The sequence below is a fragment of the Pseudomonas sp. RIT-562 genome (assembly GCF_026241895.1).
Classification (GTDB): domain Bacteria; phylum Pseudomonadota; class Gammaproteobacteria; order Pseudomonadales; family Pseudomonadaceae; genus Aquipseudomonas; species Aquipseudomonas mandelii_F.
Window position 1 is genome coordinate 23,799 of the sequence record NZ_JAPJIV010000036.1, and the last position, 18,102, is coordinate 41,900.

The window sequence follows — 18,102 nt, forward strand, 5'->3', positions numbered from 1 at the left end:
CGCGATGGTCGTCAACGATGGCTCTGGCCACCTGGCCACCTGCGGCGCCCTCCCATTCATCGCGAGCAAGCTCGCTCCTACAAAGGGTATAAAAAAACCCCTCTAATAAGAGGGGCTCATATGGAGCACTACAACCATCAAGTCATCTGAATAATGGTCTGCATCAAAGTGCTCTGAGTCGAGATCGTTTTGGCGTTCGCCTGATAGTTGCTCTGCGCCTTGATCAGGTCGACCAGTTCATTGGTCACGTTGACGTTGGACTCTTCCAGCGAGTTTGAGCGGATCGTCCCCAGGCTGCCGGTTTCCGGCGAATCATAGCCCGGGATACCCGAGGAGTAGGTCTCTTTCCAACTGGTGCCGCCTACCGCCTGCAAGCCTTGCTCGTTGGCGAAAGAGGCCAGCGAAATCTGGCCAATCGGCTTGGTCTGGTAGTTGCTGAAGTTAGCCAGCAATACGCCGCTACCGTCGATAGTCAGGTTGGTGATCTGGCCGGTGGCGTAGCCGTTCTGCACCGGAATCGACCGTGCAGTATCGGCGTTGTATTGCGTGGTGACGCCCATCCCGATGGTAATGCCATCCGGGTTGGCTGCAGCGCCGTTCGCCGTCCAGACGCCATCGGTGACGGTACCCGGAATCCAGTTGGTCACCTTCAGGTCATTGCTGATGGTCGCAGTCGGCGGTGTGGTCGGCGGAGTCACTGGGGTGCTGATTTGGGTCAGCTTGCCCGCTGAGTCAAAACTCAGGGTCGACGGCACCGGAGTGGATAGGCTGCCATCCATGTTGCGGCCATCGATCAGGGTGTAGTTGTCCCAGGTGTTAGGGCCGGTTTTGACCATGAATTGCTCCATGGTGTGCATGTTGCCCTGACTGTCGTAGATCGGCGTGTTGAATTTCTTGCTGTAGGTCTCAGTCTTGCTCGGATCGAACTTGTTCGTGGCGATCGTCTGGTCGATCACCTTATCGGTGGAGTTCAGGTTGATTGTCGACGACACCGAGTCGGTGGTCTTCGGCGCCAGGTTGGAAGTGTCGATGCGCAGGTCGGTCAACATGCCGTTCTGGATCTTGCCATTGGCATCCACACCATAGCCCTGCAGGCGCGCAGTGCCGTCGGTGTTGGTGACGTAGCCTTCGCTGTCGACCTTGAATGTACCGGCGCGGGTGTAGGACAGCGAACCGCTGTCGTTCAGCACAAAGAACCCGGAGCCATTGATGCCCATGTCCAGCACGTTGCCGGTATTGGTGATATCACCCTGGGTAAATTGCTGGGACACGTTGGCCAGGCGCACGCCACTGCCTACGGTCTTGCTCCCGGAACCCAGCTTGGTCGCCGAGTAGACGTCTTCGAATTCCGCGCGGGAGGACTTGAAACCTGTGGTCGCGACGTTGGCGATGTTGTTGCCGGTCACGTCCAGTTGTTTGTTGGCTGCAAAGAGACCGCTAAGGCCGATATTGAAAGACATGTTTCACTCCTTTATGCCGGGTTAGTCGGCTTTACATACCAATAGTTTGTACTTTGGACAGCGCGATGCTGCCCAGGCCCGCCAGGTTGAGCATCAGCTCGCCGCCGGTCTGGCTGATGGTCACACTGTTGACCGTGGCCGGCAGGTTGGTGACCAGTGAAACCGCCTGGCTGTCGATGGTGGTAGTCGCTGCGAAGGTGTACGTGCCCGACTCTACCGTCTTGCCGGAGTTGTCCTTGCCATCCCAGATAAAGCTCGCATTGCCGGCGACCTGGCTACCCATGTCGATGGTGCGCACGACCGTGCCGTCTTTGTCGGTGATCTTCAATGAGGCGGCCGGCACGGATGTCGGAATGACCACGGTGCCCGTCATGCTCTTGGAGGTATCGACCACGGCCTTGTCGCCCGGGGCAATCACCGAACGGCCCACCAGCGAAGAGGCCTGCAGTGCCTGCGACGAGTTGTAGTTGCCGGCGATGCCGCTCACGGTGTCGTTGAGCGTGGTAATGCCTTCCAGACTGCTGAACTGCGCCAACTGGGCGACGAACTCACCGTTGTCCTGGGGCTCCAGCGGGTTCTGGTTCTTCAGCTGGGTGACCAGCAATTGCAGAAACGCATCTTTGCCCAAAGCCTTCTTGCCAGCGGCACTGCCGGCCGCCGAGGCCAGGCCATCGTTAGTGGTGGCGGTGTTCTTGACGGAGGAGTTGGCCAGAATGTCGTTGAGGCTCAAGCTGCTTGTCGTATCGGTAACACTCATCTGAGTCGCCCCTTATCACTGACCGAGCGTCAGGACCTTCTGCATCATGGTTTTGGCGGTGTTCATCATTTCGGCGTTGGTCTGAAACGACCGACTCGCGGAAATCATGTCAGCCATTTCCTCCACGACGTTGACGTTCGGGTAGTAGACGTAGCCCTTGGCGTCAGCAGCCGGATGGTTGGGTTCATAGCGAGCTTCGAGGTTGCTCTGGTCCTCGACCACCCCCAGTACCTGTACACCCTGGCCGGCCGCGTCCTGGTTTTCGAACAAGGAACCGCCACTGCCGCCGCTCTGCGCACCCTGAAACATGGTGGCAAATACCGGGTGGCGTGCGCGGTAAGTCTGGTCAAGGCTCGAGGACACGGTCTCGGCGTTGGCGATGTTACTGGCGACGGTGTTGAGGCGAGTGGTCTGGGCACTCATGCCGCTACCGGCAATGTTGAACACACTGGACAGGGACATGATTTATTCTCCACGCAAGGCTGAAATCAGCCCTTTGAATTTGCTGTTGAGCAGCGTGAAACTGGCCTGGAAGTTGACCGAGTTTTGCGCGTAGTTCGACTGTTCGAGCTGGGCGTCCACGGTGTTCTGATCAATCGATGGCTGCATCGGCGTGCGGTACAACAGCGACTCGTCGCCATTGCCCAGCCCCTGAGCCTCGATGTGCCGGCTGTTGGTCATGTTCAGCGCAAACCCGCCACCCTTGGTTTTTTCGCTCTGCTCGGCCAGCACTTTGGAAAAGTCCAGGTCTCGCGCCTTGTAGTTCGGGGTGTCGGCGTTGGCGATGTTGTTGGCCAGGACTTCGGCACGCTGGGCGCGGAAATTCAACGCCTGTTCGTGGATGCCGAGCGCTTTATCGAAGCTGATGCTCATGTCGGGAAACCTTTGGGTGACCTGATTTTTCGTACCTTGAACTTAGCAAGCGCCGTGCCAATCGCAGAAAGCCCGTAAACCGGGGCTTTGCGCGGTACAGGCACCGCGGCAACGACAGAAAAGCGGCAATGGGTTTCCGCTGTCTGCCGCTTTTCTGCCGCTTATTCCCCCTACGTGATGCAAAGCAGCCGGCATAAAAAAACGGGAGTCCCTGAGGACTCCCGTTTTTTAGACCGGCGCGTTGCATCACTTCGCCTGATAAATAATCCCTGGGCTGCACTGAACCATCTTGTAATGATCCGGCAATCCATTCAGCGCCTCGGAAGCACCCAGGAACAAATACCCACCCGGCTTCAACGTACTGTGAATCCGCAGCAAAATGTCCTTCTTCACCTCCGCGGAAAAGTAGATCAACACATTGCGACAAAACACGATGTCGAACTTGCCCAGCGCCGCGTAGCTATCCAGCAGGTTGAACGAGCGGAACTCCACGCGGCTCTTGATCGGCGCCTTGATTGCCCAGCGTCCCGGCCCTTTCGGATCAAAATAGCGCTGCAGGCGTTCCGGCGACAGGCCGCGGCCGATTGCCAGGCTGTCGTACTCGCCAGTCTTGCAGTTGGTCAACATGGTGCCGGAAAGGTCGGTGGCAACAATCTGCACGCCCATCTTCAGTTGCCCCAGGTTGACCCGCTCGAACTCATCGATCGACATCGACAACGAGTACGGTTCCTGCCCGGACGAGCAGGCTGCCGACCAGATCCTCAGGCGCTGTCCAGGAGCCGCCTTGATCGCTTCAGGCAGCACCTTGTTCTTCAGCACTTCAAACGGATAAGTGTCACGAAACCACAAGGTTTCGTTGGTCGTCATGGCATCCACCACCATCTCGCGCAAACCACTGCGCGGCTGGGTCTGGATGCGCTGGACCAGCTCACCCAGGGACTTGATGCCTTGCAGCTCCATCAGTTTGTTGAGGCGGCTGGACACCAGGTACTGCTTGTTTTCACCCAGCAGAATGCCACAGGCTTTTTCCAGGAATACCCGGAACTGTTCGAAATCCAAATTACCCGTAGACAATGGTGCCGCCTCTTAACTCGTATTGATCACCAGGAGCAAAACGCCCCTAGCTGATATCTGCTGCTTTGATCCGGTCGACTACCCGGGATGCCAGGTCATCAGGTCGGAATTTGGCCAGGAAGTCATCGGCACCGACTTTCTTGACCATCGCCTGATTGAACACACCCGACAACGAAGTATGCAGGATGATATGAAGCTTTTGCATGCGTGGGTCGTTGCGGATCTCGGCGGTCAGGGTATACCCGTCCATTTCCGGCATCTCGATGTCGGAAATCATCATCAGGAACTCTTCTTCGGGCTTTTTCCCTTCATCGACCAGCTTGCGCAGGTAATTCAGGGCCTGGCGACCGTCGTTCAACGCCACCACTTCGACGCCGACCGTTTGTAGACAACGGGAAACCTGCTTGCGTGCCACCGACGAGTCATCGACCGTCAGTACCCGCAGCGACAGCGCCTTGTGCTGGGTCTCGACGTCCACCACTCCGACGGAAATCGCTTCCGGCGTGGGTGCCACTTCCGCCAGGATCTTCTCCACGTCGATAATTTCGACCAACTGATTGTCGACCCGGGTCACAGCCGTCAGGTAGTGATCGCGGCCTGTGCCCTTGGGTGGCGGATGGATCTCCTCCCAGTTCATGTTGACGATGCGCTCCACCGAGCGCACCAGGAAACCCTGGGTCTTGGTGTTGTACTCCGTGATGATCACAAAGGGATTGCTTTGATCCAGCAACCGACCGGCACCGGTCGCCATTGCCAGATCGAGAATCGGAATGGTTGCCCCCCGAATACTCGCTACACCGCACACGACAGGATTGGATTTGGGCATCAGGGTCAGCTTGGGGCATTGCAGCACCTCGCGAACCTTGAATACGTTGATCCCATAGAGCTGCGGGCCGTCGAGACGGAACAACAACAGCTCCAGGCGATTCTGCCCTACCAGTTGCGTGCGCTGGTTTACCGAATCCATTACTCCAGCCATGCCCAGACTCCCTAACACCAACGCTTAAGTGTGTTGCGACGCACATTCATTGCTAAACGGCACGGCGCTTGCTTTTTAACTCTTATGAGCACAGAACCGACATTTTTCCGACGCCTGACCGTACATTTGCGCACATTGCTGGGCGCGACGGCGGCCGCCTGCCTGTTCAACGCTGGCAGCCCTGCCCTTGCTGACACGGTTACCTTGCCTGACATGCTTATCGGCGTGACCCAGGGGTTTCTTGAATTCACCGTTGAAGACTATCTGGCGACCAGTCAAACCGAGGGTCGATATGAAATCGAAGTCAATCAACTCGACCCACGCCTGCGCATGCCGATGTGCGACAGGGAATTGACAGCCAGCCTCGAAAGCCCCGCCCGCCCCCTGGGACGCGTGACGGTCAAGGTTCGTTGCGAAGGCGCAGCGCCGTGGACAGTGTTCGTACCGGCTCAGGTCCGCCTGTTTCGTGAGGTGGTCACCGCCACCCGCCCGTTGCGCCGCCTGGGGGTGATCGAACCGGAAGACGTGATGCTGCGCGAGCGCGACATCAGCTTGATCAGCCAGGGCTATCTGACTTCCCTCGACCAGGCGATCGGGCAGAAGCTGACCCGACCAATGGTCGCCGATCAACTGGTCACCCTGGTGAACATCGAACAGGCTGAAGTTATCAGCAAGGGCGACCAGGTGGTGATCACCGCCCGCAGCGGTACGCTAAGCGTACGGATGCCGGGCGAGGCCCTGTCCAATGGCGGACTGCGCGATCAGATCCGCGTGAAAAACCTCAACTCCCAGCGAGTCATCAAGGCGCAAGTGATCGCGCCCGGCCAGGTGGAAGTCGCCATGTAGGACGCCCGGCCGCTGAAGCAGCCTCTGAAGAGATGGCGCACCCTGCGACTGTTCCCTAAACTAGAGCGTGCAGGGGCCAGCGCTGACGCGCGCAAGCTCATTGATAAATGGGCCTAAAGTTTTCTTGGGTATGGCCGAAAACATGGCAAGCGTCCAAATACCCAGAGGTTTTTTATCATGGTCATCGATTTCAACCGATTAAATAGCTCTCCGTCACTTACGGGCAGTACACGTACCAGCGCCAGCAAGGAAGCGGCCGAAAACGCCAAAGCTGCGCCGCTGAATACCCCGGCACCGGAAGCCACCACCGTTAAAAGCGGGGAATCGGTACATCTCAGTAATGAGGCCCAGCAGTTGCAGAAGGTCACTGACAAGCTGCGCGATCAGCCTGAAGTCGACAAAGCCCGTGTGGCCGAGTTGAAAGCAGCGATTGCCGATGGCAGCTATAAAGTCGACAGCAACCGCGTAGCCAGCAAACTGCTCAACTTCGAAGCCCAGCGCTAGGCCCCGGCCTGCGCCAGGCTTTTGGACGCTTAAAACCCAAGGCCAGCCATGCACGATACAAATTTACTGCAACTGATCATCGACGACTTTGCGCCAGCGCAACAATTGCTCGAGTTATTGCAAACCGAGTCCCTCGCCTTGCATGGTCGCGACATGCGGCTGCTCGAAGACATTCTGGCGCAAAAGCAGGCACTGATCATCTTGCTGGAACAGCATGGCCGCAAGCGCAGCGAAATCCTTGCCAGCCTCAACCTGCCGCTTAACCGCCAGGGGCTGGAGCAACTGGCCAGCCAATCGAGCGTTGGCGATCGGTTGTTATCGCAAAGTGATGTGCTGACCGACCTCCTGGCCCAGTGTCAGGACGCCAATGTACACAATGGCAGGTCCATCATGATGCAACAGGCCGCCACAGCCACCCAGCTGAAAATCCTCCATGGCGGCGACACACCAGCGCTTTACGATGCGCGCGGTTCAACCTCCACCCTGGCGAAACGAGGCCCCCTCAGCCAGGCCTGAACCTGGTGACGAGCCCGCAATATCCCGCACTATCAAGACGAGAAACATGCTGGCAGAATGCTGGCTAGCCGCTGTCAAATTTTGTCTGGAGATTGATGAACCGTGTTCAATGCCTCAAGCGCGGAAGATGCTCCGCAGCCACCCAAGGTGCTCACTACGCCCCTTGAGATCTCCGGCACCCTACGTCAGCTGCAGGACAGCCACGACCCGCTGATCATCACGTTTCACGAGCGCACCCAGCGCTTCCAGAGCTATCTGGTGGGTATCGACCGTGAAAACGGCAGCATGTCCCTGGACGAAATGATCCCCCGTGATGGCGAACGTTTCCTGCTGGCCGGCGAACCGTTCAAGGTCGAAGGCTTTCACGACGGCGTGCGAATCGCCTGGGAAAGCAACGGCGCGCTGACCATCGACGAGTCCGGTGGCAGCCGCTGCTATCACGGCCCCCTGCCGGATGAAGTGGTGTATCACCAGCGCCGCAACGCCTTCCGCGCCGCATTGAAGCTGGCGCAACTGGTGGATGTCGACCTGGACGGTGAAAAGCTCAAGGCACCAATCAAGGGCAAATTGCTGGACATCTCCGCCACCGGCTGCAAATTGCGTTTTGACGGCGACATCACCGCCAGCCTGCAACTGGGCCAGGTCTATGACCGGTTCGCGGCTGCCCTGCCCTTTGGCAAAATGACCGCCCCCGTCGAGCTGCGTTACCTGCATTTCGAAGAGAAAATCTCCACCACCTTTGCCGGGGTGCGTTTTCACAATATGAGCGGCCTGGTTCAGCGCCAGGTCGAGCGTTTCGTCTATCAGCTTCAGCGTGAAGCCCGGCGATTCGATAAAGACGACCTCTGATACCGGCGGCAATAAAAAACGGGCAGTCCCTTGCGGTCACTGCCCGTTTTTTTATGCGCCCATTTTAGGGACGCGCCTCGGTGAAGCTTTGTTCACGCCCTTCATCCGGGTCGTCGGGTGAAGATTCATCGGTTTCGGGCTTAGGATCAGGTTCCGGCTCAGGCTCAGGCTCAGGCTCCGGTGGAACCGGATTCTGCATCTGGTCCTGCACCACCTGCTCATCCACCCGCGGATCGAGCGCCGCGACCAATGGCGAGCTCGACATACTGTCCGGCATCGCCACGTGGTGCAGCGGAGCGTCGTCCACCTGATGCAGGTTGGTCACCGCTTTCGGGCGGATCCGCCACACCAGCACCAACGCGAAGAAGCTGAAGAACGCATACAGCATCTGACTGCCGAACAGCTTCATCAACACGCCTGCCACTAATGGCCCGATGCTGGCGCCAACGCCATAGGTCACCAGCAGCATCGCGGTCAGCGAAACCCGCCGATCACCTTCAACGTGGTCATTGGAGAAGGCCACGGCCAGCGGATAAAGGCAGAACTGCACCAGCGAGCAGAAGAAGCCGGCGATGAACAGCACCTCCAAGGGTACTTGCTTGAGGATCGCCAGCGGCAACGCGGTCACCGCCAGGGTGAACGCAAAGCAGCGGATCAACAACGCCCGGTCATAACGATCAGACAGCCAGCCCAGCGGCCACTGCACCAGCAGGCCGGCAAAAATGCAGCTACCCATGAACAGGCCGACCTGCTCGGTGGACAGCCCCTGCTGGGAGGCATAGAGCGGCGCCAGGCCGTAGAACGAGCCGACGATCAGGCCCGCGCCCAGCACCGTGCTCAATGACTGCGGCACCCGCTTGATGAAGAATCGCGGCTCCATCGGCGCCGGATGCAGCGGCGCCGGGTGAATCCGTCGGGTCAGGGCCACCGGCACCAGGCACAGGGCGAAACACAGGGCCACCAGCATCAGCAGCTCCAGGCCCAGCGCCGGGTGCATGACCAGAATCAACTGACCCAGCACCAGCCCCAGGTAAGAGGCAATCATGTAGCCGCTGAACACCAGGCCGCGCTGCTTGGCTTCGGCTTGCTCATTCAGCCAGCTCTCGATGACCATGTATTGGCACATCATGCCCAGGCCGACAATCACCCGCAGGAACAGCCAGGCGGGCAGCCAGTCGATCAGGCCATGGCCGAGCACCGCTGCGCCGACGATCCCGGCACAGGCAGCATAAGCGCGGATATGCCCGACCCGGGCGATCAACCGGTGGCCGATTTTGCCACCCAGCACCAGGCCGAAATAGTTGGCCGCCATCAAGGCACCGACCCACAGGCTATCGACATTGTCGGCGGCCAGGCGCAGGCCCAGATAGGTACTCAACAAGCCCGAGCCGATCAACATCATCAGCGAGGCGAAATAAAGCGCTCGAAAGGATTTCCAGATTTGGCGCATCGGCGTTCCGAGCGGCTCCTTGCAGTAAGTGTCGGGCTATCCGAAAAGATAGCCCGATGGCGCTGATTCGTCAGGCCTGGGCGGCCAGGACACGACGCTCCCAGGGAGTAATTTCGTCAAAGAAGCTGGTCAACTCAAGGGTCTTCGAAGCGACGTAGCCTTCGATGAACTCCTTGCCAAACAGTTCCTTCGCCAATTGACTACGTTTCAGACGCTCGAGAGCGGCATGCAAGGTACAGGGCAACGAAAGATTATCCGGCACCTCGAACTCACCCTGGATAGGCTCGCTCGGTTCCAGTTGATTTTCGATGCCATGCAGCCCGGCAGCGAGGCTCGCGGCAATCGCCAGATAAGGGTTGGCATCCGCTCCCGGCAAGCGGTTCTCGACCCGTCGGGCGAGCGGCGAACTGGCAGGAATGCGCAAGCCGGCCGAGCGATTGTCGTGGGACCAGCAGGCATTGTTCGGCGAAGCAAACGGATGGCACAAGCGCTGATAGGAGTTCACATTCGGCGCAAATAACGCGGTGAAGTCCGCCATGCCCGCCTGCTGCCCCGCGATAAAGTGACGGAACAGCGCAGTTGGCTCCCCCGCCGGGTCGCTGAAGACATTGTTGCTGGTGCCGATCTCGACGATGCTTTGATGGATATGCATCGAGCTGCCGGGTGTGTGTGCCAGCGGTTTAGCCATGCATACCACGATCAAGCCATGTTTGAGCGCCACTTCCTTGAGCAGGTGCTTGAACAGGAACGTCTGGTCGGCCAGCAGCAAGGGATCGCCATGCAGCAGATTGATTTCGAACTGGCTCACGCCCATTTCGTGCATGAAGGTATCGCGGGGCAGGCCAAGCGCGGCCATGCATTCGTAGACTTCACTGAAGAAGGGCCGCAAGCCATTGTTGGAGCTGATACTGAACGCGGATTGGCCGTCTTCGCGGCGACCGTCCAGGCCCAACGGTGGCTGGAACCCCAGCGTCGGGTCTGGGTTGGGCGCGAACACGAAAAACTCCAGCTCGGTCGCCACCACAGGTGCCAGGCCGAGGGACGCATAACGGGCGATAACCGCCTTGAGCTGGCCACGGGTCGACAGGTTCGAGCTTTCACCACTGAGCTCATCGGCATCACAAATCGCCAGCGCACGAGGGTGCTTGCTCCAGGGCAGGCGATGGATTTGCGCAGGATCCGGAACCAGCGCCAGGTCGCCGTCATCGCTGCCGTAGAAGCGCGCAGGCGGATACCCGCCCATGATGCATTGCAGCATCACTCCCCGCGCCAGTTGCAGGCGGCGACCTTCGAGGAATCCCTCGGCGGTCATCACCTTGCCACGTGGCACACCGTTCAAATCCGGAGTGACACATTCGATCTCATCAATGCCCGTCAGTCGCTGAGCGAGTGAGCGCTGGCCATCGGTTGTCATGACGCAATCCTTGTTATTGTGCGAGCCGCAAGGGCAACCCGTACAAAATAGGCTCCGCGTGTTCGGAATATCAAGCAGCGTCAGGCAAAAAGAATTTCAGGGCAGATAAAGGCTGAACAAACCGCCGCCCAATGAACCGCCATTGCCGATCTCGGTACGCCCTTGCACGCCATTACGCTGATGCAGCGCAGCGATCCGCCCGGCGAAGTACAGGCCCAATCCGGTACTGCCGGTGGAGTGGTTGATTCCCTGCATGTAATCGGCCTGACGCTCGATCATCTGCGGCGAGTACCCCTCGCCATCGTCATTGACCGTGATCACCAGCTGCCCGGCCGCATCACTGACGCTGATCAGCACCGCGTGGCGAGCGTAACGGATGGCGTTGTTGATGCAATTACCCAGCACCGAGGCAATCAGCTCGCGGTCGAAGAAGCCCAGGGGGCTCAACGGGTCGACTTCGAAGGTCGCCATGATGCCGCGGCTGGCGAACACATCCTGATGACAGGCCAGCTGCGCCTCGATGAAATCGTCCAGCTCATGGTAGGCCGGCTGCAACGGCAGCTGGTTGATGCCCAGCTTGTACAGCCCCAACAGCTGCACCAGCATGCCATTAAGGTGGGCGAATTCGAATTCGATCACGCCCTGCTCCGGTGCCTGCCGCGCAGGCTCGGGCAAACGTGCAAGCCATTGGCTGTGCGCCTGCATCAGCATGGCCAGGGAGTTCTTCATGTCGTGCACGGTGGAAGCAATTACCGTGGAAAAGTCCAGTGCCGGTTCGTTCTGGTTCATGCGCCGAACGCCTTGATTTTCAGTTTCTGGTAGCGCGGGAAGCGCGGATCGGAGTCGGGCATCAGGCCGACCATTTTCAGGCAGGTCTGGCACTCGACGAGTTCAACTGAAGGCACACTGGTATCGGTGCCGTGCAGCAACGACTGCGCCATGTTCAGCGCAATGCTGATGTTCTTCGGCTGCAGCCCCAGGGCCTTGCGAAACACTGCCCGGGCTTCCACCAGGTTGCCGGTCTTGTACACCCGCACGCCCTGGCGATTGAGGTCGGCGGCCAGGTTGCCCGAATTGAGAATGGCCGGATCATCGGTCAGCTTGGCGATACCCTTCATCACCGTCGGATCGTCGCCATAGATTTCCGCACAGTTTTTCAGCATCGAAGCGCCTGCGTCGGGCTGTCCGAGCATCTGCAGCTGCTTGGCCACCAGCAACGCCGCCTCGGCGCTCATGAACTGTTCCATGCCATCGAGCCGCTGCATGGCTTGTTCGGTGAGTTTTTCGGCGGTTTCGGCATCGTTGAGCAGCAGGCTGGTGGCCTTCATCAGGCGTGCGCGGATCTGCAGGCCAGGATCGGATGGGTTGTCCTTGGCCACGGCGCTCAGCGTCGTGTTGATCTCCAGCCGGGTGCGAGTATCCAGGCCCTTGTCGCTGCCTTTGCTGATCAAGGCATGGGCCAGGCCGAGATTGCTCTCGGCATCCTTGAAACGTGATTGGGCCCCTTGTGCCACCGCCTGGCGATACGCCTTGGAAGCCGTCTCGAAATCCTCGTTGACCATCGCCAGCTTGCCCAGTTGCGCCTGGCGACGCACCGCCAGGGGCGACAGGCGGATAGCATCTTCCAGTACCCGCTGGGCGCCTTGGGTATTGCCTTCGGCCACCAGCACATCGGCCATGCCGTCGTAGAGCGCAGGCATCATCGGAAATGCTTTCAGGGCCTTTTCGTACACGCCCTTGGCCTGGGTGATCTGCCCGCGCTTGAACAACAACTTGCCCAGGCCGGCGAACGCCCAGGGCAACGGCCGATCGGCGATGATGCTGTCGTAGAGACGCTCCAGCGCCTCGTTCTGATTCAAGTCGCGCAGCGCATCAGCTCGGTAACGCAGGCACAGCGGCGAGTAGCGGATGTCCTGCTTGCACAAGGCAATGCAGGCGTTGAGCACTTCCAGCGGTTTACCGCGATCGAGGGCCTGCAGGATCGGCTTGAGCAAGGTCTTGCGCTGTACCAGTCGCTCCAGGCGCTGGGCCAGGCCGGATCGGTTGAAAGGCTTGGTCAGGTAAGCATCGGGCTCATGCTCCAGGGCGCTCAACACCATGGCCTGGCTGGTTTCGGCAGTCACCATCACGAACACGCTTTCATGGCTGATCAACTTCTCGACCATCAGGTCTTCGAGCACCTGTTGACCGTTTTTCTTGCCGTCGCCCAGGTGGAAGTCCTGCAGGATAAAATCGTAGGCCTTCTGCGAACACATGCGCAGCGCCTGCTCGCCGGTATCGGCGGTATCCACGTCCTTGATTCCCAGTTCCCGAAGCATCGAGCGGACTGAACTGCGGAAATCCGAAAAATCATCGACGATCAGGAAACGCTTTTGGTGATACGACAGCATCGAGGATTTCCAGGCAGTTTGAGAAAATGACATAGGCCGTTCGGGTTATCGGCCACAAGTGCAGTTCTCTTGAGAGGCGCGATGCTCGTGTGCGCGGTAAAAAATAAGCGGTGCAATCAAAAAAAACAGGATTATCCTGAATCTCTGACATCCGCTTTCCAGCCAACAGTCACTCGGCGGCCACCGAACACCGCCTAAGGCAGAAGACATGACCTCCAATCCCGAGCACTCAGCCACCAACGCGCCTGCGCGCAGGGCGTTGAGTCCCAGCACCCTGGATTTTCCAGTGGTGGGGATCGGTGCCTCGGCGGGCGGTTTGCAGGCCATCAAGCTGTTTTTCGAAAACATGCCCCAGGACAACGGCATGGCGTTTGTGATCGTGCTGCACTTGTCGCCGGACCATCAGAGCATCGCCGACAAGATCATCCAGGAATCGACCAAGATGCCGGTCCTGCAGGTGACGCAAACCGTGCCCATCGAGAAGAACCAGGTCTACGTGATCGCGCCGGGCCAACGCCTGGCCATGAACGACGGCCTGCTGGAAGTCAGTGCCGCAGACCCGCAGGAAGGCCGCCATTCGCCCATCGACCTGTTCTTTCGTGACCTCGCCGATGTACACCGCGAGCGTGCCTTTTGCCTCGTCCTTTCGGGCACCGGCACCGACGGCGCGGTGGGCCTGTCGCGCATCAAGGAACAGGGCGGAGTCACCCTGGCCCAGGCGCCGGAAGACGCCGAGTTCGACGGCATGCCCCGCGCCGCCATCGATACACGGATGGTCGACCTGGTGCTGCCGGTAGTGGAGATGCCGCAAAAGCTGCTGGAACTGTGGCGCAACTCCCGAGAGATTCGCTTACCCTCGACTAACGACCCGCAATTGCAAGCCATTGCTTGCATATCTGAACGTGATGCACTGGTGGCCGAGCAACTGCTGTTCGACATCCTGATCCAATTGCGCACGGGCACCGGCCACGACTTCAAGCACTACAAGCGCGCTACCGTGTTGCGCCGAATTGAGCGCAGGATGCAGGTCACCGGGCAGCCGGACCTGGCCGGTTATTACCACTATCTGCAAAACAATCCGGAAGAAACCACGGCCCTGCTGGCGGACATGCTGATCGGTGTGACCAACTTCTTTCGCGATCGCGAAGCCTTCGAAGCACTCGAACGCGAGGTGGTGCCGCAACTGGTGAGCGCCGTATCCTCTGCCCGCCCGGAAAAAGAGGAAATTCGCATCTGGTCCGCCGGCTGCTCCACCGGCGAAGAAGTCTACAGCCTGGCCATGCTGCTCACCGATCAACTGCAGGTCGATGCCAGCACCGCGTCCCTGCAACTGTTTGCCACCGATATCGATGAACGAGCCATCAGCGTTGGCCGGGCGGGTCTATATCCGCAAGCCATCATCACCGACGTGCCGCCAGCACGCTTGCGGCACTATTTTGCCAAGGAAGATGACCACTACCGGATCCGCAAGGAAATTCGCGAGAAAGTATTGTTCGCCAAGCACAGCCTGCTGTCCGACCCGCCGTTTTCGCAGATCGACTTGATAGTCTGCCGTAACCTGCTGATCTATCTCGATCGCGAAGTGCAGCGTGAAATCCTGCAGATGTTCCACTTCGCCCTGCGCCCCGGTGGCTTCCTGTTTCTCGGCTCCTCGGAGAGCGCGGACGCCTGCAATGAGCTGTTTGTCCCGGTGGATAAGCGCAACCGGATTTTCCGCGCCAAGACCGGCACCGCCAACAGCCGGCGGACGCCAACGATGCCTCGCGGCGGCTATGTGCGCAGCAACGTGTCACGCGAGGCACCGCAGAGCAGTGTGCAGCGCAAATCGTCTTTCGCCGACATCCACCAACGCGCGCTCGAGCAGTCGGCTCCACCGAGCGTGATCGTCGATGCCAATGCCGACATCCTGCACATGAGCGAGAGCGCCGGGCGTTTCCTGCGTCATGTGGGCGGTGAGTTATCGCGCAATCTGTTGACGCTGATCTTGCCCGAGCTGCGCCTGGAGATCCGCACGACGCTGTTCCAGGTTCAACAGAGTGGCCTGTCGGTGAAATCCCGAGAAGTACCGATCACCCGCGATGATCGGCGATACTTCATCGACCTTGTGGCGCATCCCTATAAGGAAGAAGACTCCGACGGCGAGTATGTCCTGGTGATCTTCGAAGAAGTGGAAGTCGACCCTATGGAGTTGGCTGCCACCACTGTGCTGCAGACGGAAAGCCAGGTGCTGTCCAACCTTGAGCGCGAACTGCAACGAACCAAGCTGCACTTGCAGGACACCATTGAGCAATCGGAAGTCTCCAGCGAAGAGCTCAAGGCCTCGAATGAGGAAATGCAGGCGATCAACGAAGAACTGCGCTCGGCCACCGAAGAGCTGGAAACCAGCAAGGAAGAACTGCAGTCGATCAACGAAGAGCTGCTGACGGTCAACTTCGAGCTGAAAACCAAAGTCGAAGAAACCGACAAGATCAACGATTACCTGACCAACCTGATCGCCTCGACCGATATCGCCACGGTGTTTGTCGACCGCAGCATGCGCATCAAATGGTTTACCCCACGCGCCACCGAGATTTTCAGCATGCTGCCGGTAGACACCGGACGCTCCCTGCTCGACATCACTCATCGACTCGATTACGAAAATCTCGCCGGCGATGCAGCCTTGGTGTTCGAGTCGCTGAACATGATCGAGCGCGAGGTTGTCAGCTCCGAGGGGCGCTGGTATATCGCCCGGCTGCTGCCCTACCGCTCCAGCGAAGATCATATCGACGGCACCGTGCTGACATTCATCGATATCACCAAACGCCGTGCCGCCGAAGAAGAACTGCGCCTGGGCGAAGAAAGGATGCGACTGGTCGCTGAAAGTACTCGCGACTACGCCATCATCACGCTGGACGAACTCGGCGTGATCACCAGCTGGAACAAGGGCGCCGAGCTGATCTTCGGCTATGGTAAAGCCGAGACTGAGGGTGCCTATTACGACTTTATCTTCCCGGATGAAGACCGTGCCGCCGGCGTGCCTGCAAACGAGCTATTGGCCGCCCGTACTCTTGGGCGCTGCGAAGACGAGCGCTGGCATCAGCGCAAGGACGGCAGCCGTTTCTACTGCAGCGGCGAAGTCACGCTGCTCAAGGGCGATATCCTTAAAGGCTTCGTCAAGATCGCCAGGGACCTCACCGGTCACAAACGCCAGACGGAGGCACAGAGCCAGGAACTGGCGAAGACGCGCAATACCAATTACCTCAAGGATGAGTTCTTCGCAGTCATGTCCCATGAGCTCAAGCATCCGCTGAACCTGATCCAGCTCAACGCCGAATTGTTGCGTCGCCTGCCGATCACTCGCACCGCTCCTCCTGCCGCGAAGGCGATCAATACCATTTGTGAAGCGGTCACCAGTCAGGCGCGGATCATCGACGATCTGCTGGATGTGGCACGAGTCAGGACCGGCAAGCTCAGGCTCAAACCCGTCGCCGTAGACTTGTGCAAGGTCCTGCGTGATATCTACACCGTGGTGCTTAACGAACAGCATGATGTGACGGTAGAACTGCTGATACCGACCTCAGCGCTGTTCATCCAGGCTGATCCTACTCGTCTGGAGCAGATCATCTGGAACCTGGTGAACAACGCCTTGAAGTTCACCCCGCCCAAGGGTCGAGTGCAGTTGATCGCCAGTGAGGCCGGGAAAATGGCGCGCCTGGACATCAAGGATAACGGCGCCGGGATTGCCGCGGAAAACCTGGAGCATGTGTTCGATTTGTTCGGCCAGGCCGAGAAGCAGCATGCCACTCACAACCGGGAAGGGCTGGGAATCGGTTTGTCACTGGTGCGTCAGTTGGCCGAGGCACAACGCGGAACGGTTGAAGTGCATTCTGGCGGATTGGGTACCGGGTGCACCTTTACCGTGTACCTGCCGCGGCTGGAGAACGAGCAGGAACTGGACTTGCCGCAGGAAACCGAGAAAGAGAACGGGCGACTGAGTGGTTTGACCATCCTGCTGGTCGACGACTCTCCTGACGTGCTCGACACCTTGAAGATGCTGCTGGAGATGGAGGATGCGCAGGTTATCGCTTTTAATCATCCAGTGGCGGCGCTGGACGCGGCTCGAAGCACGGTCTTCGACCTGATGATTTCGGATCTGGGCATGCCGGTAATGAACGGCCAGGAGTTGATCAGCGCCCTGCGTCAGCTGCCGCTGGTCAAGGACGTGCCGGCCATTGCATTGACGGGTTATGGAGCCCAGAACGACGTCCAGAAGTCCCGACAATCAGGGTTCAACCAGCACATCGGCAAACCCGTGTCCTATGATGAGCTGATTGAAACCATCGAAGGGTTGCGACGCATCTGAATTAATGCCGCTAACGCAGGTAGGCCCGCTGCACGCAGACGCGACGATCTATGGCCTGCTTGAGTCGCTCCTTGTGCTCGGCCCACTCCTTGGCGTCAACCTTGGTTGAACGCATCAACTCGAGCATGGCGGCCTTGGCTGCCATGTACTCCGACCAGGCATCGCTGGACTTGAGCCGCAAGGCATCACGCTCATTTATTTCCATCCGGCGAAGAGCCCTGACTGACTCATCGGTTATGACCGTACTCAAGGACAACTGTGCCTTGTGGGGCGCGACGAACTTACGCGAGTCGATCACTATCTCCCGCGCCCGTTGCGCCCCCCATTTTAATGCCAGGCAGCCGTGCTCAGCGCCTTGCCGATCGTGAAACTCTTCGCAGACAACCCAGCCCTCCGTGTCGTAGACACCAATGAATACCTGGGTAATGCCTTCGAGACTGACCCGCGCCTGGACCTCAATCTGCACTCCATCGCCGAGAACTTCTTCGTGGGTGTACAGCGGCAGCCGCCGATTGATCCATAACCAGTATTTGGGGCCTCTGCGTCGCATCGTGCGTGCTCCATGAACAATGTCTGGAGTAAGGCACAACCCTGGAGGAGTTTCCAATGCTGGTCGTCGGGGAGTTTTATCGAGCAGATTTTCCTGCG

16 protein-coding genes are annotated in these 18,102 nt (G+C 58.9%); 5 read left to right on the top strand and 11 right to left on the bottom strand.

Annotated elements, in window-relative coordinates; translation table 11 throughout:
• Positions 1 to 137 precede the first annotated feature (137 nt).
• The 6 genes from flgE to ORL50_RS28035 all read right to left on the bottom strand — a co-directional run bounded on the left by flgE (position 138) and on the right by ORL50_RS28035 (position 5,143).
• A complete protein-coding gene (flgE, locus tag ORL50_RS28010) occupies positions 138 to 1,460 on the bottom strand; it encodes a flagellar hook protein FlgE (protein ID WP_266019872.1) in 1,323 nt (440 codons plus the stop codon).
• 31 nt (positions 1,461 to 1,491) lie between these two features.
• A complete protein-coding gene (flgD, locus tag ORL50_RS28015; RefSeq protein WP_266019873.1) occupies positions 1,492 to 2,217 on the bottom strand; it encodes a flagellar hook assembly protein FlgD in 726 nt (241 codons plus the stop codon).
• Between the two features lie 15 nt (positions 2,218 to 2,232).
• Positions 2,233 to 2,679, bottom strand: coding sequence for a flagellar basal body rod protein FlgC (gene flgC / locus ORL50_RS28020; RefSeq protein WP_266019874.1), 447 nt, complete (start codon positions 2,677 to 2,679; stop codon positions 2,233 to 2,235).
• A gap of 3 nt (positions 2,680 to 2,682) precedes the next feature.
• On the bottom strand, positions 2,683 to 3,090 hold the full coding sequence (flgB, locus tag ORL50_RS28025; protein WP_266019875.1) for a flagellar basal body rod protein FlgB: 408 nt from the start codon (positions 3,088 to 3,090) through the stop codon (positions 2,683 to 2,685).
• Positions 3,091 to 3,336: 246 nt separating this feature from the next.
• Positions 3,337 to 4,164, bottom strand: a complete 828-nt coding sequence (gene cheR, locus ORL50_RS28030) for a protein-glutamate O-methyltransferase CheR (RefSeq protein ID WP_266019876.1) — start codon at positions 4,162 to 4,164, stop codon at positions 3,337 to 3,339.
• Between the two features lie 46 nt (positions 4,165 to 4,210).
• Positions 4,211 to 5,143, bottom strand: a complete 933-nt coding sequence (locus tag ORL50_RS28035; RefSeq protein ID WP_266019877.1) for a chemotaxis protein CheV — start codon at positions 5,141 to 5,143, stop codon at positions 4,211 to 4,213.
• Between the two features lie 84 nt (positions 5,144 to 5,227).
• On the opposite strand from ORL50_RS28035, the gene flgA reads away from it, so the two are divergent.
• The 4 genes from flgA to ORL50_RS28055 all read left to right on the top strand — a co-directional run bounded on the left by flgA (position 5,228) and on the right by ORL50_RS28055 (position 7,858).
• Positions 5,228 to 5,989, top strand: coding sequence for a flagellar basal body P-ring formation chaperone FlgA (flgA, locus tag ORL50_RS28040; protein WP_266019878.1), 762 nt, complete (start codon positions 5,228 to 5,230; stop codon positions 5,987 to 5,989).
• 177 nt (positions 5,990 to 6,166) lie between these two features.
• The gene (gene flgM, locus ORL50_RS28045; protein ID WP_122839076.1) at positions 6,167 to 6,493 is read left to right on the top strand and encodes a flagellar biosynthesis anti-sigma factor FlgM; all 327 of its coding nucleotides are present in this window, start codon (positions 6,167 to 6,169) and stop codon (positions 6,491 to 6,493) included.
• A 48-nt stretch (positions 6,494 to 6,541) separates the two neighbouring features.
• Complete coding sequence (locus ORL50_RS28050) at positions 6,542 to 7,009, top strand: flagella synthesis protein FlgN (RefSeq protein ID WP_266019880.1); 468 nt, start codon at positions 6,542 to 6,544, stop codon at positions 7,007 to 7,009.
• A 102-nt stretch (positions 7,010 to 7,111) separates the two neighbouring features.
• A complete protein-coding gene (locus tag ORL50_RS28055; RefSeq protein WP_266019881.1) occupies positions 7,112 to 7,858 on the top strand; it encodes a flagellar brake protein in 747 nt (248 codons plus the stop codon).
• A gap of 64 nt (positions 7,859 to 7,922) precedes the next feature.
• Here the strand turns inward: ORL50_RS28055 and ORL50_RS28060 are convergent, their stop codons facing one another.
• The 4 genes from ORL50_RS28060 to ORL50_RS28075 all read right to left on the bottom strand — a co-directional run bounded on the left by ORL50_RS28060 (position 7,923) and on the right by ORL50_RS28075 (position 13,112).
• Entirely contained in the window at positions 7,923 to 9,308 is a 1,386-nt protein-coding gene (locus ORL50_RS28060; protein ID WP_266019883.1) for an MFS transporter, read from the bottom strand.
• A gap of 70 nt (positions 9,309 to 9,378) precedes the next feature.
• Entirely contained in the window at positions 9,379 to 10,620 is a 1,242-nt protein-coding gene (locus ORL50_RS28065) for a glutamine synthetase family protein (protein WP_266019891.1), read from the bottom strand.
• 198 nt (positions 10,621 to 10,818) lie between these two features.
• Positions 10,819 to 11,511 (bottom strand): sensor histidine kinase, encoded by a 693-nt coding sequence (locus ORL50_RS28070; protein WP_266019885.1) that lies wholly within the window; start codon positions 11,509 to 11,511, stop codon positions 10,819 to 10,821.
• The gene (locus ORL50_RS28075) at positions 11,508 to 13,112 is read right to left on the bottom strand and encodes a tetratricopeptide repeat-containing response regulator (protein WP_266019887.1); all 1,605 of its coding nucleotides are present in this window, start codon (positions 13,110 to 13,112) and stop codon (positions 11,508 to 11,510) included. Before ORL50_RS28075 ends, ORL50_RS28070 begins: the two co-directional genes overlap by 4 nt.
• A 208-nt stretch (positions 13,113 to 13,320) precedes the next feature.
• Here ORL50_RS28075 and ORL50_RS28080 point away from each other — a divergent pair, with 208 nt between their 5' ends.
• Positions 13,321 to 17,454: a CheR family methyltransferase gene (locus tag ORL50_RS28080; RefSeq protein ID WP_266019889.1), complete on the top strand. Its 4,134-nt coding sequence runs from the start codon at positions 13,321 to 13,323 to the stop codon at positions 17,452 to 17,454.
• A gap of 10 nt (positions 17,455 to 17,464) precedes the next feature.
• Here ORL50_RS28080 and ORL50_RS28085 read toward each other — a convergent pair whose 3' ends face one another.
• Positions 17,465 to 18,004: a hypothetical protein gene (locus tag ORL50_RS28085; RefSeq protein WP_266019890.1), complete on the bottom strand. Its 540-nt coding sequence runs from the start codon at positions 18,002 to 18,004 to the stop codon at positions 17,465 to 17,467.
• Between the last annotated feature and the right edge of the window lie 98 nt (positions 18,005 to 18,102).